11 protein-coding genes are annotated in these 15,225 nt (G+C 33.7%); 5 read left to right on the top strand and 6 right to left on the bottom strand.

The window, feature by feature from the left end; translation table 11 throughout:
- Positions 1–97: 97 nt before the first annotated feature.
- The 3 genes from AC3IPI_RS16065 to AC3IPI_RS16055 all read left to right on the top strand — a co-directional run bounded on the left by AC3IPI_RS16065 (position 98) and on the right by AC3IPI_RS16055 (position 3,548).
- Complete coding sequence (locus AC3IPI_RS16065) at positions 98–1,519, top strand: aminotransferase-like domain-containing protein (protein ID WP_489154025.1); 1,422 nt, start codon at positions 98–100, stop codon at positions 1,517–1,519.
- A 908-nt stretch (positions 1,520–2,427) separates the two neighbouring features.
- Positions 2,428–3,009 carry a TetR/AcrR family transcriptional regulator gene (locus tag AC3IPI_RS16060; protein WP_039119474.1) on the top strand — a complete coding sequence of 194 codons (582 nt, stop codon included), beginning with the start codon at positions 2,428–2,430 and terminating at the stop codon, positions 3,007–3,009.
- A gap of 53 nt (positions 3,010–3,062) precedes the next feature.
- The gene (locus tag AC3IPI_RS16055; RefSeq protein ID WP_489154023.1) at positions 3,063–3,548 is read left to right on the top strand and encodes an acyl-CoA thioesterase; all 486 of its coding nucleotides are present in this window, start codon (positions 3,063–3,065) and stop codon (positions 3,546–3,548) included.
- A gap of 754 nt (positions 3,549–4,302) precedes the next feature.
- Here AC3IPI_RS16055 and AC3IPI_RS16050 read toward each other — a convergent pair.
- Positions 4,303–6,561, bottom strand: coding sequence for an acyl-CoA dehydrogenase family protein (locus AC3IPI_RS16050; RefSeq protein WP_489154021.1), 2,259 nt, complete (start codon positions 6,559–6,561; stop codon positions 4,303–4,305).
- 194 nt (positions 6,562–6,755) lie between these two features.
- On the opposite strand from AC3IPI_RS16050, the gene AC3IPI_RS16045 reads away from it, so the two are divergent.
- A complete protein-coding gene (locus tag AC3IPI_RS16045) occupies positions 6,756–7,508 on the top strand; it encodes a porin family protein (RefSeq protein ID WP_489154019.1) in 753 nt (250 codons plus the stop codon).
- A 162-nt stretch (positions 7,509–7,670) separates the two neighbouring features.
- Here AC3IPI_RS16045 and AC3IPI_RS16040 read toward each other — a convergent pair whose 3' ends face one another.
- Both AC3IPI_RS16040 and AC3IPI_RS16035 read right to left on the bottom strand, forming a co-directional pair.
- A complete protein-coding gene (locus AC3IPI_RS16040; RefSeq protein ID WP_489154017.1) occupies positions 7,671–8,459 on the bottom strand; it encodes an SDR family NAD(P)-dependent oxidoreductase in 789 nt (262 codons plus the stop codon).
- Positions 8,460–8,520: 61 nt separating this feature from the next.
- Positions 8,521–9,093: a Crp/Fnr family transcriptional regulator gene (locus AC3IPI_RS16035; protein ID WP_489154015.1), complete on the bottom strand. Its 573-nt coding sequence runs from the start codon at positions 9,091–9,093 to the stop codon at positions 8,521–8,523.
- Between the two features lie 164 nt (positions 9,094–9,257).
- On the opposite strand from AC3IPI_RS16035, the gene AC3IPI_RS16030 reads away from it, so the two are divergent.
- Positions 9,258–9,566 carry a hypothetical protein gene (locus tag AC3IPI_RS16030; RefSeq protein ID WP_039119470.1) on the top strand — a complete coding sequence of 103 codons (309 nt, stop codon included), beginning with the start codon at positions 9,258–9,260 and terminating at the stop codon, positions 9,564–9,566.
- 301 nt (positions 9,567–9,867) lie between these two features.
- Here the strand turns inward: AC3IPI_RS16030 and AC3IPI_RS16025 are convergent, their stop codons facing one another.
- The 3 genes from AC3IPI_RS16025 to AC3IPI_RS16015 all read right to left on the bottom strand — a co-directional run bounded on the left by AC3IPI_RS16025 (position 9,868) and on the right by AC3IPI_RS16015 (position 15,173).
- The gene (locus AC3IPI_RS16025) at positions 9,868–11,127 is read right to left on the bottom strand and encodes a BamA/TamA family outer membrane protein (protein ID WP_489154013.1); all 1,260 of its coding nucleotides are present in this window, start codon (positions 11,125–11,127) and stop codon (positions 9,868–9,870) included.
- A gap of 30 nt (positions 11,128–11,157) precedes the next feature.
- Positions 11,158–12,615: a DUF1254 domain-containing protein gene (locus AC3IPI_RS16020; protein ID WP_489154011.1), complete on the bottom strand. Its 1,458-nt coding sequence runs from the start codon at positions 12,613–12,615 to the stop codon at positions 11,158–11,160.
- A 341-nt stretch (positions 12,616–12,956) separates the two neighbouring features.
- Positions 12,957–15,173, bottom strand: a complete 2,217-nt coding sequence (locus AC3IPI_RS16015; protein ID WP_489154009.1) for a glycoside hydrolase family 3 C-terminal domain-containing protein — start codon at positions 15,171–15,173, stop codon at positions 12,957–12,959.
- Positions 15,174–15,225: the final 52 nt, after the last annotated feature.

Genomic DNA, 15,225 nt, shown 5'->3' with positions numbered 1-15,225 from the left:
TTATTTACATTTTGTAATACAGCAAATTTCTAGAAAATAAAATAGCAATACAGATACAGTTTTATTAAATTGCAGCGCAACAGTTATCATTTTTAAAATGAAAAATACCAACTATTTATATTTACAATTTGCCGATCGTATTGAGAAACAGATAAAAGCAGGTCTTTTTAATGTTGGCGATAAACTTCCATCAATACGAGAGGTATGTGCCGAAACTGGATACAGCATGAGCACAGTAAGCAAGGCATATTACGAAATGGAAAGCCGTTCTCTTATAGAATCCAGACCACAATCTGGCTATTATGTAAGCAACATTTCGGCAAGAGCAATTGCTGAACCTACACCAAGTAGCCCGATAATAAGTTGTGCCAATATCGAACGGGAAGATTTAATAGACCTTGTTTATGGCAGTATGATGGACAAAAATGTAACTATGCTTTCTTTAGGATTTCCATCTAATGAGCTTCTTCCTATTACTAAATTAAACAAAGGAATGATTCAAGCCATGCGACAATCACCTAATAGTGGCACTTGCTATGATGAATTACAGGGAAATCTTAATCTAAGGAAAGAAATTGCCAGATGGTCATTTACCTGGGGAGGCACATTAACCGAAGATGATGTAATTACAACATCTGGTTGCATAGGAGCTATATCGCATTGTTTAATGACATTGACTAAACCTGGTGACACTATTATTACAGAAAGTCCTGTTTATTTTGGAATCTTACAACTGGCAAAATCATTGGGTTTATATATAATGGAATTGCCCACTAACATGACGACAGGAATAGAACTTGACGCTCTGAAAAAAGCACTTGCAACCAAAAAAATTACCCTTTGTTTATTAATGAGCAACTTTAGTAATCCATCAGGAAGCATGATGCCTGTGGAGCATAAAAAAGAAGTGGTTCGATTAATGGAGCACTATAATGTACCGCTTATTGAGGATGATATTTATGGTGATATGTATTTTGGAACTAGCAGACCAACCAATTGTAAAACTTATGACGAAAGCGGAATCGTACTTTGTTGCAACTCTGTATCTAAATCTCTTGCTCCTGGTTATCGTGTAGGATGGGTTTCGCCTGGAAAGTTTAAAAAAGAAATATTACGTACCAAGCTTTATCATACCGTATCTGCTACCACTATTACACACGAAGTAGTTGCTGATTTCCTCAAAAATGGAAGGTACGAAAATCATCTTCGAAAAATACGTCAAATTTTGCATCACAATAGTATCAATTATATCAATACTATTCTGGAATCTTTCCCTGCAGGAACCAAAGTGAGTCAGCCACAAGGAGGATTTTTTCTTTGGTTAGAATTAGATAAAAAAATCGATACTGCCGTGTTTTATCAAATAGCCATGAAACATAATATTAGCATTGCACCGGGAAGAATTTTTACTTTTCAGGATCAATTTTGTAACTGCATGCGATTAAGTTTTGGGTTACCGTGGAGTAATGAACTACGACAATCTATACAAACATTGGGTATGTTGGTTAGTAAAATGTAGATTAAAATATTAACCGTAAAGTTTGCAAAGAAATTCCTCAATATTGTCTTTTCGAGGAACGAGAAATCTCCACGAGTAGCTCAACAATTTAAAAAAAAACTGTGAGTTAGTTTCTTGCAAAGATTTCTCGTTCCTCGAAAAGACAAGTTTGGGGTTGTTTTGTGTAAAACTAAAGTTCTTTACGCCCTTGGTTTAGAATCTACAGCTAAAACATTAACCGTTAAAACATTAAGTATCATTAAAAATTAAACTTAACTTTTCTTTATTTCTTAATGGTGAAAAAAAACTGTAGCAAAAATTTAACCGCAAAGGTCACGAAAGTTTACGCAAAGGTCGCAAAGTTTAAATCTGTAGTAAAAAATCTAACCATTAAGTTCGCAAAGATTCTAAAAATCCGTTTTTATCCGCGTCTTTGCTTTGGCAAATCTGTGTCATCCGTGTTCCATTATAGACGATGCAGGAAATCTATTTAATCTTTATAATCTGTGGCAAAAACTCTAACCGCAAAGGTCACAAAGGTTTACGCAAAGGTCGCAAAGTTTAAATCTGTAGTAAAAAATCTAACCATTAAGTTCGCAAAGATTCTAAAAATCCGTTTTTATCCGCGTCTTTGCTTTGGCAAATCTGTGTCATCCGTGTTCCATTATAGACGATGCAGGAAATCTATTTAATCTTTATAATCTGTGGCAAAAACTCTAACCGCAAAGGTTTTAAAAATCCGTTTTTATCCACTTCTTTGCTTTAACAAATCAGTATCATCCGTGTTCCTTTGTAGACAATACTTGCTAGTAAACAGCACCTAAAATAATATTTCTAAAACTTTTATTAAAAAAATTAATTCCCCACATACCGATTGGTATTTATTTATTATTTTTGCTTTATAATTTATTCGAAAATCAATCAGCCTCATGAATACTTCGGAATTTATACTAGACAAAGTTGCTCCTATTTTTAACAAACAGGGATATATTGGTACGAGTTTATCGGATATTACTAATGCAACTGGACTGACAAAAGGAGCAATTTATTGTAATTTTGCAAATAAAGAAGATTTGGCTCTAAAGGCATTCCAACTTAATGTAAGTGTAGCTATAATACCATTATTTAAACTAATTGCTACCACAGAAGGCAGTATTAATAAATTGTACACAATAACCAATTATCATCGTAGTTATTATGATCTGGTAAAAGACAGAGGTGGCTGCCCTATGCTAAGAGTTGGAATTGATACAAAATTTGTTAATCCGTTATTATTTAAAGCAGCAGAGAAACTATCTCAAAAATTTATTTATGGATTAACTGATATTCTAAACGAAGGAATTGAGTTGAATGAAATTACCCCGACTATTGATGTAAAAAAATATGCTCAAATAATTTTATCTCTAATCGAGGGAAGTTCGCTTTTATCGTTTACCCATAATGACGAAACCTACATAAACAATGCAATGGATTGTATTGATAACATAATAATAGAAACTATTAAAAAGTAAAAAATTTTAACTCCCTATATACCAATTGGTATGCAGTGTAATTTTAAAAGAAAATGGAAAAAGTATTAAAGACAAAAAGAAAAATCAGATTTCAGGATTGTGACCCATTCAATCATTTAAACAACTCAAAATATCTAGAATATTTTATTAATGCCCGCGAAGACCAAATCGCTGAGCATTATGGATTAGATATCTTTAAACTCATGAAAACATCAGCTTTAAGTTGGGTGGTTGCATCAAACCAAATAAGCTACATGAGACCAGCATTTACAATGGAAACTGTTGTTATAGATTCGCAATTAATTCAATATACTGATAACGTATTATTGGTAGAAATGAAAATGTGGAACGAAGACGAAACGGAACTAAAAGCTGTTCTTTGGATTAAATTTATTCATTACAGTTTTCAAACAAAAAAAGTAGCAAATCATGCTGATGATTTAATGCGTTTATTCCAAGCAGTTATAGTTCCTGTAGAACAAACTATTTTTGAAAATCGTTATATGGAAATAATAAAGAAGCTGAAAGAAACGGCGTAAACACAATATCATAAATTAATTTGAACCATTAAGAAATTAAGAAATTAAGAAAAGTTAAGTCTTTATTCTAATCTCTTAATGGTTTATTTTTTTGTTTCTATTCTCCTCAAACTTGTCCCCGTACACCCTTCTCTCGAAGTTTCGGGAAGACAAACAGAATTGTGTAAATTTAGTCTCACGCAGATTTTACAGATTCAGCAGATTTTTTCTCCGATTATTGTCCTTTACAAAATCTAAAGACAATAATTCACATGCCATGTCTGTAGAGACGCACCGCAGTGCGTCTCCCATAATAGTGTGCCGCGTTGCGTTATTTTTTCATGCAGATTTTTTCTCTGATTTCATTTTAGGATTCTGTTTGCAGAATATATTGCGGAGACGCACTGCGGTGCGTCTCTACATTACGTGTCTACGATGGTTTTAAATCTTCGTACAATATATTGCAGCCCTTCGACTCCGCTTTGGGTGACAAAATTGTGTTAGTTTCTTGCGGAGACCCTTCGTGCCTCAGGGTGACAAGATTGTCGAATTTCTTGCGTTGACCCTTCGACTCCGCTCTGGGTGACAAAATTGAGGTGAACAAAGATTTTCCGTAGAGACGCACCGCAGTGCGTCTACGTAATATAGGTTTACTCACAATACAACCACAAACTTCTCACTCTTCGACTCCGCATTGGGTGACAAGATTGTGTTTAATCTGTTTGTAATTATACACAACTTTATAAATTAATAATCAACAACTAATAATTAATAATTACCTTAAGATTGGTGCAGCAAGACAACTTTCGGGAATATCAAATGCATTTACCAAAGCAACAGCATCAGGTCTTATATCCCAACAAAGCTGATTGACCATTTTACGGATTGCTTTTGTTTTTACCGCTTCCATATATCCATCTTCGAGATACCAACCTTTATTTTTTTCGATTTGAGCGAGTGCATACAAATGGCATAATTTCGATAGAATCTCTTTAACGTTTGTATCTTTAACTGTTTCGATAGCAATTTGAAACTGCTCCAAAACGATTCGTTCCAAATATGCCTGAGCAACATCTATCATTTGGTGTTGCACCACATTAAACGCATCATAAGGCTCGAGTCCGCTATCGATAAGTTTTTTTATTCGCTTTGCAGCAGATGCTAAAGTCGTTTTTTCTCTATGCTGAAAAGCTAATAAATGAAATTCATTGTCAAGCAAATGGGCATCTTCTGTTTTTCTGGTGGCAATTGGATTTTTTTCAGAAATAGCCGTTTTCGCATTTTCAAAAACATAATTTACGATTCCCAGTGCTCCCATTTCGCCAAATGATTTTCTGAATTCAGATAAGCGATTTTTTGCAACCAATTGCATTAAAACTGTATTATCACCTTCAAAAGTGGTGTAAATTTCAGTATCATTTTTTAAGGCATCAATTCTGTTTTCAGATAAATATCCTTTTCCTCCACAGGCTTCACGGCATTCTTGCAAAATATCTCTTGTGCTCCAAGTTGAGTATGATTTCATTCCGGCTGCAAGTGCTTCAATTTCCTGCATTTCGGATTCTTTCTTATTCAGAAAACGATTTGTAAGGTATTGTAAAGCAAAATGTACTGCATAGGTTTTTGCCAGTTGCGGAATCAAGCGGCGTTGATGCATACGATAATTTAAAATCGGAACTTCCGAACCTCCTTCTGGTCCAAATTGTCGGCGTTGATCACTATATCTAATTGTTATTGCCAGTCCAGATTTGGCTGCAGCCAATGCCGAACGCGGAATTCCAATACGTCCGCCAACTAATGTTCCAAGCATGGTAAAAAAACGACGGTTATCACTCGGAATCGGACTTTCGAATTCTCCCTTTTCATTTACCGAGGCAAATCTATCCAGCATATTCTCTTTTGGGATAACCACATTATCAAAACTTATTGTTCCGTTGTCCACCCCATTCAATCCCATTTTATGTCCGCAATCTCCAATTGTAACACCTTTTATATTTGTACCGTTTGTGTCTCTTAAAGGCACTACAAATGCGTTTACACCATAATCAATATCATTGATAATTAGTTTTGCAAATACAGTCGCCATTTGTCCGTGTACAGCTGCATTACCAATATATTCTTTTTGTGCGTTTTTGTTCGGCGTATGAATTGTAAATGTTTGATTGTCGTGATTGTAAGTTGCTGTAGTTTCTAGCCCTTTTACATTCGAACCATGATGTGTTTCGGTCATGGCAAAACAACCAGGTAATTTAAGCGAACCTATATCTTTTAAATATTTACTATAATGTTTTTCTGTTCCCAATGATTGTACGCTCATTCCCCAAAGTCCAAATTGTACACCAAATTTTATTACCAAGCTTAAATCGTGATAACTCAGGGTTTCCATAATAGCAAAATAATCGGCTATATTTTCTCCTCCGCCATATTGCTTTGGATACGCCATATTACCAAAATTTTCTTTGGCAAGGATTTTACACCAATCATATACTTTTGCACGATACACATTAATATCTGTAGAAGTTTCATAAGCAAATTCAGGTTTACTAATAACCGATTTTACTTTTTTTATAATTGCCGCTTGTTCTCCATCCAGAATCTCTGTTAGTTTGGTTGAGTCAAAACTGCTTTCTGTTTTATAATTTGAAGTCAGAGAAGTTGCCGTTTTTTTGAAAGTACCAATCGCTTCCTGTCCAAAAACTCCAAGGTCATTTTCTAGTTTTGTAAAAACAGGCTCAAGCTCTTTAAGATTTTTATCATCTCCCGAAAGGGCAACAACAATATCGTATATGGATTTAACGGACTGTTTATCCTGAATACTTTTCTCTATTTCTAGTTTCCAACTAGTAAGTTGTTCTCTTGATGGTGGTACCGAAATATCTATTTTATAAAGCAATTCTTCTTGCTCTTCTTTGGTAAGCCAGTTTTGTGAGCGAATAAATTCTTGCAACGTAACGAACTCTTTTTGGGTTAAAAGATCATCCGACCAAACAAGGTAAAAAAGAGGTATAAAGGATTTGAGTCTTGAGTTTTCCATAGCAATCTTAATTTTTAACTTTTGTTAAATTAAAGAATTTTGTTAACTAAAGTGCGTTAAGGATGTCATAATTAATTTTATTTAGTGATTTATATGAAATGTTAAAGAAATAATTCTGTGTGAGAAATAGTTTATTTTGTATCTTCGTTAATCAGGTGATGCTCAGTACTATTTTAAACTTCAACAAAGATTTTATGAAAAAAAGTATTCTATTACTTATTACATTCTTTTTCGTATCTACCTCTTATTCTCAAGTTTTAATTTCTATGGTGTTTGGTGACAAACTAAACTCTCCTTTTCTTGAGTTTGGTCTGGAAGGTGGTGTTAATTTATCAACCATTTCTAATCAGGAAACCACTGGTTCTAACATTGGGTTTAACCTTGGTTTTTATTTTGATATTCATTTGAAAAAAAGTCTAAACTGGATGGTAAATACTGGAGTTATTGTAAAATCCCCAATGGGAGCTCATGGTATACCAGTGTATTCTTTAGAAAACGAAACCTTAGATAATACTTTTGAAGGTGGATATGTAGATAGAGAAATTCGTTATTTTAATGTCCCGATTTTAATTAAATATAAATTTGACAATAATATTTATGTCAAAGCTGGCCCTCAATTTGGGCTATTAAGTAAAGCTTTTGATAGATTTAGAAACAAAATTGACGGTGATAACGTAATCTACAAAAACAATATTAGGGATGAAGTACGGGTTATAGATGCTGGTGTCGCCCTTGGTTTGGGATATCGTATAACTGCAGGAAATGGTATAAATGTTGGGATGCAATATTATTATGGTTTGGTTCCTGTGATGAAAGGAGATGGACCTAACCAATACAATCGTTCTCTTTATTTAACAGCTGCATTTCCAATAGGAAAAGGTAAAGCTGCCAAAAGAGCCGCTGAGAAAAAAGCACTCGAAGAAAAAAATGGCATTCAATCTAAATGATTTTGGTGAAATACAAAATGTAATTAATTGTGTAAACTAAATTGTTCTTTATATTTTATAATATGAATATAATCAAACACTAATTGCACCAATTATCACGAACTGATTCGTGAAAATTGGCGCAATTTGCGGCGAAAAACAATTTGATATTAGCTTTAGAATTTATCCATTTACTTTAGCGTTCATCATTTTGCTAACAATATTAATCACTGCTTTTCTAGGTAACAATCTTGGCAAAAATGATTGTAAATAGTTTGTAGTACCTACTATTTTAAAACTTTTGTTTTTTAATAATGCCGAGATTCCTTGTTTGGCTACTGTTTCTGGAGTATCTACAGCCATTCCTTTAGTATTTGCTTTTGCGACTGATTGAAATCCTGTAGTAGTATTCCCTGGGCAAAGTGCTGTAATCGTAACTCCTCTTTTAGAATATTCGCCATATAATGCCTCTGAGAAATCCAATACAAATGATTTACTTGCACAATATGTTGCAACATAAGGACATGGTTGTAATGCTCCAGTCGAAGCCACATTTATGATTCCGCAATCCCCTTTTTTCAGCATATCTGGCAATACGAGATGGCATAATTTTACAAGAGCATTAATATTAATTTCAATCATTTCATCATAATCTTCCATACTTTCGTCAAGAAAATTTACCCATTTACCAAATCCTGCATTATTTACCAATAAATCTACCGACAATCCAGCTTGTTTTATTTGATTATACAATTTCTGTGGAGTGTCTTTTTGTAAAAGATCACCAGTAAATACAGTCACATGTACGTCATGTTCTTTTGAAATTTTATGAGCTAGAATTTGTAGTTTATCTTCTGATCTGGCTGTTATGATAAGATTTGCTCCTTGCTTTGCTAATTCATAAGCAAATGCTTCGCCAATACCAGATGAAGCTCCGGTAATAAGTGCGGTTTTGTTTTTCAGTGTTTTCATTTCTTTAATTATTATCTGATGCAAAATTCAGTAATAACCAAAGCAATCTACTTAACGTATGTTAGGAAATTATCTGTTTCCTAATTCGGCTTAAACTCTCTGGTTTAATTCCTATAAACGACGCTATATATTGTAGTGGAACATTTTGGATCATAGCTGGATTATCTTTTACTATTTTTAGATAACGCTGTTCTGCTGATAAAGCAACAATGTCATTGGTTCTTTGTTCATTATAAATTAAAGATTTTTCATAAATGATTCTAGCAAAATCTGCCCACTTTTGGCTTTTATTACATAATGCATCAAAATCCTTTTTTGTAATTCGCAGTACTTCGCACGCAGTTATACATTCGATATTATCTACAGCAGGAGTTCCTGTTGCAAAACTATTAAAAGAAGTAATAAATCCCGAAGGACAATTAATATGTGTTGTAACTCGATTACCATTCTGGTTATAAAAAACTCTAATAAAACCCGAGTTAATAAAGTATAAATACCGAGCTATCTTACTCTCATTTTCTAAAATTTCTCCTTTACTAAAACTTACTGGCTCAAAGAAATTTTCGACCAATATAACATCTGAATTATCGATAGCAATAATCTCTGCTACAAGCTCAAGTAGTTTTGTGTACATGAATTACATTGGTTTAATAAGTTCCTGCAAAGCTACAAACTCTTTCTGAGTTAAAAGATTATTAAAGGTTCAAAGGTTTTTTTTAAGGTGCAAACGGACAAAGGTTATTTTACTCTAAAAAAATAGAATATATTAGTATCTCTAAATAATTAAACCCTGAAATTATGAAAACAGATTTTTATACTAAATTCATATTAACTGTAATTGCAGTATGTCTGACTATTTTAACATTACAAAATGTAGACATTATACCTAAAGCATATGCTGTTGAGAAAAATGATAATCTAAATGTACTAGCTACAAAAAATTATGGTTTAGTTCCTGTAAATGCAAATGGTACTATTGATGTAAATATTAAATCCTGCGCTCCAAATTTAAACGTTAATGTAAACAATAAGGTCGATGTAAATATTGATAAAGTTGGTGGCGGTTATGTTTCTAGTGGCGGTCCGATTCCTGTGAAGATAAAGTAGGTTTTTTTTAAGGTTCAAAGCGGCAAAGGTTCTGAGGTACTAAGGTTTCTCTCTTAAGGCACAAAGGTTCTGAGGTTCTGAGGTACTAAGGTTTCCAAAGCGAGCGCGAGCGCAAGGGAAATAGCAAGCCAATAACATGTGTTATAAACATTGCCAACGGTTTCAACTGTTGGAGCACAATATATTATCTCAATCTATATCACACGGTTGAAACCATGGGCTATAAGTTTCTGAGCAATTCTAAATTGTCAACTATCAATTATCATTTGTTAATTATCAATTAAAAACCGTTAGTTATCAATTAAAAAGTTTCTCCTGCATTAAGATAAAATCCTTTTGAGCTTCGTCCCCAAGCATAATCAACAATAAGGTTTGTGCGGGTTGCTTTATCTATTAAAATACGTAAACCAACTCCTATTGCTGGCTGTACGTATTGAAAAAGTTTTTCCTTGGTATCTGAATTACTCGCTGTTGTAAAATTTGTAAACACAGTACCACTAAACATTTGGTTGCAAGTTATAGGAAATCTAAACTCTGTAGATAAATATACTAAATTGGATCCCCTAAATAATCCTTGTGTATACCCTTCTCCGCTCCTACTACGCTGATCCCATCCTATTGCGGGTAAATTTAGGTAAGGAACTTTTCCACTGGTTACAAACTGCCCATATGCCCAAAATGCCAAGATATAACGTTCGTTTGTTTTACTTAGCGGAATAAATTGTCTGTATTCCGTATATAATACATTACTATTTCGCTGATTATTGAATAGATCCGGATTTATTCGATAATTAAAATTTGCAAATATTCCATGCGTTGCATTTACCTGATTATCTCTGGAATCATACACGAGATTTAGACTAAAACCATTTACAAAATATTCTAAATCATTAAATCCATTTTCCTGACTATAATTGTAATGATAGGTATATTGCCCGTTGGCAACATCCAGGTTGTAATCTTTTATCGAAGCATACCAATCGATATCGATTCCTGCTCCTACATAAAAATTCTTTTTTACTTCCCATGACATCGCCTGATGGAATTTAAAATAATTATAATCCATAGGCTGAGCCAACGCATCAATATCAAAATCTGCATTTTGATTATTACCCGGAATAATCGATGTTCCTAACCCGTAATTTGGCTGAGAAAAAACATATAATCTATAATCTCCGTTTAGGTATATTTTATTGCCTTTTAATAAAACACTATTCTTTGCATTAATAAGTAATTGCTTTTTTGTAGTGTACGTTACTCCCAAATTTATAATCGAATACTTATCCTCAATTTCTTTCCCCTTAAATGTATATTGGGCAACTCCCCCAAACATAAATCCTGTAGCTGGTTGCGAACCAATTACAGGAATGACGAGAAAAAAACTGTTTTTAGCAGGTTTTTGATCCTTTAGGGTATCTTTCTTTTTGAATAAGTCAAAAAATGTTTTAGGTTCGCAAATTGCTTTTTCATTTTGTGCAATCGTACTATTTTGCATGAATATAACCAACAATATTATTGTCGCTTTAGTGAAGTATTTTTTCTTTCTAAAGAGTATATTCATCTACAAATATCATTTTGTTCCTAAAAATAATTATTCGACTGTTGCTACTACATCTGTTGCTGGTACAATTGGAACTATTTTTTTAATTGCTGGTATCTCCCATTTGCCTTTTAACATTTGTTCATTTGGAGAATATACGCGCAATACGATATTAAAATCTCCTGATGATACAGGCAACCAATTACTTTCTCTAATTTTCCCTGGATATGATCTCTGAAAATAGATATCTATTGAACCATCTGCGTTTCTAATTAACTTATCACGATTACCTATCGTAAAACGATTCATCGGATTCCCAGCCGCGAATAATCCTTTAGAGTCATAAGCTGTCAATGACCAGAAAGCATTTGCCAATGGTACCTGTTCTTTATTAAAGTGAATTACATATTTATTAGCCCCATTAAGTTTTTCGCCATCTTCATCATTTACACAAAATGAGTAAATTAAATCTTGCGGAAGATTAATTTCTAATCCTGAATATGCAACCTCAGCTCTGCGTTTATAATCGGTTCCAAATACTCCTATTTTTGTATCTATCGGACTCCATCCGTTTTCAAGCTTTGGTGGCGATTTAATGTCTTTATCTAACTCTCCTAATATTTTCTCCGGAAGTCCTCTTAAAGCTGCTTGTACTGAACTATTAAAGGAACTTAAATTGAATTTTGTTCCTGGTTTAATTCCTATCGTTGCAAGTAATTTTATTGTTTCGGCATCTGCCTCTTTTGGCGGATTATTTGCCATTAACTGATTTACATAATTAAAAAACTCTCCGATAGGTATTTTCGAAACAATTTCTGTTGGCGTACCTTTTGGCACCGATGAATCGATTTTTCCTATTGGTGCAATATAATCTGCACCCCAACTGCTTAAAGGTACAAGTTTGTATAAGCGTTGTAATTTGTAAACCTTTAGTCCATCGACATAACTATTCATCTGGATTCTGCTAATAATACGAACTATATTGGTTGGTGATTTAATCTCCTCCATTCCTATAGGAACAGGCTCATTAGATTTTGGTCCTGTTATTAAAAAATTTGCCGCAGTTGTTCCTGTTGTTCTTTTGCCCAAAGAGGAGAATACATTTGTATAAGCATCCTCCATAGAAAGTTGGTAATATCTACCATATGTATCTGGAACAGAAAGCACCACAGGCCCTTTACCCAAATCTAGCCAAGCCGATGAATAATAGGTGTCGGCATTAGGATATAAACCATTTTTAAGGGTTGCATCAGGAAACGCCGATTTATGACTAAACTGGTTCATGGGTGCTAATACATTATTTGGCACCTCAGTATTAGTTAATTGTCTTCGGGTAATATCCATTATTACTAATGGTAATCCATATAAATAGGCTGCTTCTGCTGCTGCTATGATGGTATTATCATCGGCAACAGCAACTGTTTCTTTTGCCTTATCCTCTTTTTTTTCCTCTTTTTTGCATGCTATAAATAAGCAAATTATAAAAAGTGTAATAGTAAAGTTTTTCATAAGTTTTGGAATTTAATACAAAGCAAAATTATATACTTTGTAATTAATAAATATTCTCGAAACATCAATTATTAAAAAAATTATGTGACTAACTTAATTAAATTAAAAAATTTCTTACAAGTTACGTTTTATAATTAAACTCTCAAACCTTAAAATTAATTTTACTTTTTAACCTATCCTATTTAAACCTGCGAATTCTGTTGCATTTTACAATATGCAACAGAATTACTTAATTTAAGGCACAAAAAAATCCCGATTACAAAAAGTAATCGGGATCATGCAAACTAACTAACCAACCATTGAAGCCCTAATTATTAAGCTCCAAAAGCATCTTTAGTGAACTATTTTAATTTAAATTTCACTTTCGTTTTAATGTCTGTAGAAGAAGCTCCAATTAATGCCTCAAAATCACCAGGTTCTGCAACCCAGTCATGTTTAACAGGGTCGAAAAAGCTTAAAGCAGCTTTATCTACTGTAATCGAAACTGTTTTTTCTTCTCCAGCTTTTAAGCTTACTTTTTCAAATCCTTTCAATTCTTTGATAGGACGTGGTAAAGAAGATTTTAAATCACTTATGTATAACTGAACTGTTTCTGAACCGTCTTTGGTTCCTGTATTTTTCACTTTTACAGTAAATGTAATTTTATCTGCAGCCGTTATTTCTTTCGCGCTAGCGGTAACATTTCCGTATTGAAAAGTAGTGTAGCTTAATCCGTGTCCGAAGCTGAACAATGGTTTTACTTTTTGCTTATCTGCCCAACGGTATCCTACAAATATACTTTCGTTATAAGTAACCTCTGGACCTCCAGGAAATTCTCCTAAAGCGTGTGCTCCATTATCTTTTAATTTTACTGGGAAAGTAAATGGTAATTTTCCTGATGGATTAGTATCTCCAACTAAAACTGATGCCAAAGCATTACCAGTTTCAGATCCTAAAAACCATCCTTGTACAATTCCTGGTACTTCGTTTACCCACGGCATTGCTACTGCATTTCCAGAAATATTTACAAATACAAGGTTTTTATTTGCTTTAAGCAATTCGGTTACAATTTTATCCTGATTGTACGGAAGGTCTAATGACAAACGATCTACACCTTCAGCATCTTGATGATTACTTTTGTTTAATCCACCAATAAACAATACAACGTCGGCCTTTTTAGCAACATCTATAGCTTCTGCTAATAATTGTTCTGCCGAACGTTTTTCTGATAAATCTTGCCCAGATGCAACTCCGTTATAACTACTTTCTGCATCTCCTACATATCCACGAGCATAGATAATTTCAGCTTGAGATCCGATTCTTTTCTTTAAACCATCTAATGGCGAAATTTCATATTTTGCTTTCAAAGATGAACTACCACCTCCTACTGTCATCATCTTGATTGCATTTTCTCCAATAACTGCAATTTTCTTAGTTTTGTTAAGATTAATTGGCAATATATTATTTTTGTTTTGCAATAAAACAATTCCTTCTTCGGCAATTTTACGACCTGCAAGACCATGCTCTTCAGTTCCAAACGAACCATAAGGTTTGTTTCTGTCCATTGTTGTAAGGAATGCCAATCGAAGTATGTTACGTATTTTTTGATCTAATTCTTTCGTTCCTACTTTTCCTGATTTTATTAAATTCAGGTATGGTTTTGCCAAATAATAGTTATCATATGCATTACTTGTTCCTGCAGATAAACCATTTGTCCATGTTCCGAATTCCATGTCCAGACCATTTGTAATTGCTTGTTCGGTATTGCTAACGCCTCCCCAATCGGCAACAACAGCTCCTTTAAACCCCCATTCTCCTCTAAGAATATCGTTTAACAAAAACTCATTGTGACAGTTAGGTTGTCCTTTGTATTTATTGTAAGAACCCATAATTGTCCAGGCATCTCCTTCTTGAACTGCTGCTTTAAATGCTGGTAAATAGATTTCGTACAAAGCACGATCATCTACATTTACATTTACTGTATGACGATTTGTTTCCTGATTATTTAATGCAAAATGTTTTACACAAGCTGCAACTCCGTTTTCCTGAACACCTTTAATGTAAGGCACAACCATTTTTGAAGCCAAAAACGGATCTTCGCCCATGTATTCAAAATTACGTCCGTTAAGTGGTGATCTGTAAATATTTACTCCAGGTCCTAATAAAACATTTTTATTACGGTAACGAGCTTCCTCACCTATAGATTTTCCGTATAATGCAGACATTTCTTTGTTCCAGGTTGCTGCAAGAGCAGTAAGCGCAGGAAATGCAATACAAGAATCATTTGTCCATCCTGCCTGATCCCATTCATCCCATAAAACTTCTGGGCGAATACCATGAGGACCATCGGTCATCCAGAAATCAGGAATTCCTAAACGTGGTACTCCAGGTGAACTAAATTTTGATTGCGCATGAACCATTGCTATTTTTTCTTCTAATGTCATTCTTGCAAGTGCATCCTCTACACGTTCCTGAATTGGCTTTTTATCATCTAGATAAACTGGCACTTTATTTTGTGCATTCATTCCGAATGAACCCAATAAAAGCAAAACAACAACTGCTTTAATGTTTCTAAACATAACTACTTATTTATTTTAATATAAAGACTAAACTTAAATTCTAGCTAATCTT

The sequence above is a fragment of the Flavobacterium sp. GL_143 genome, assembly GCF_057834355.1.
This window is presented reverse-complemented; position numbering and strand designations above follow the sequence as displayed.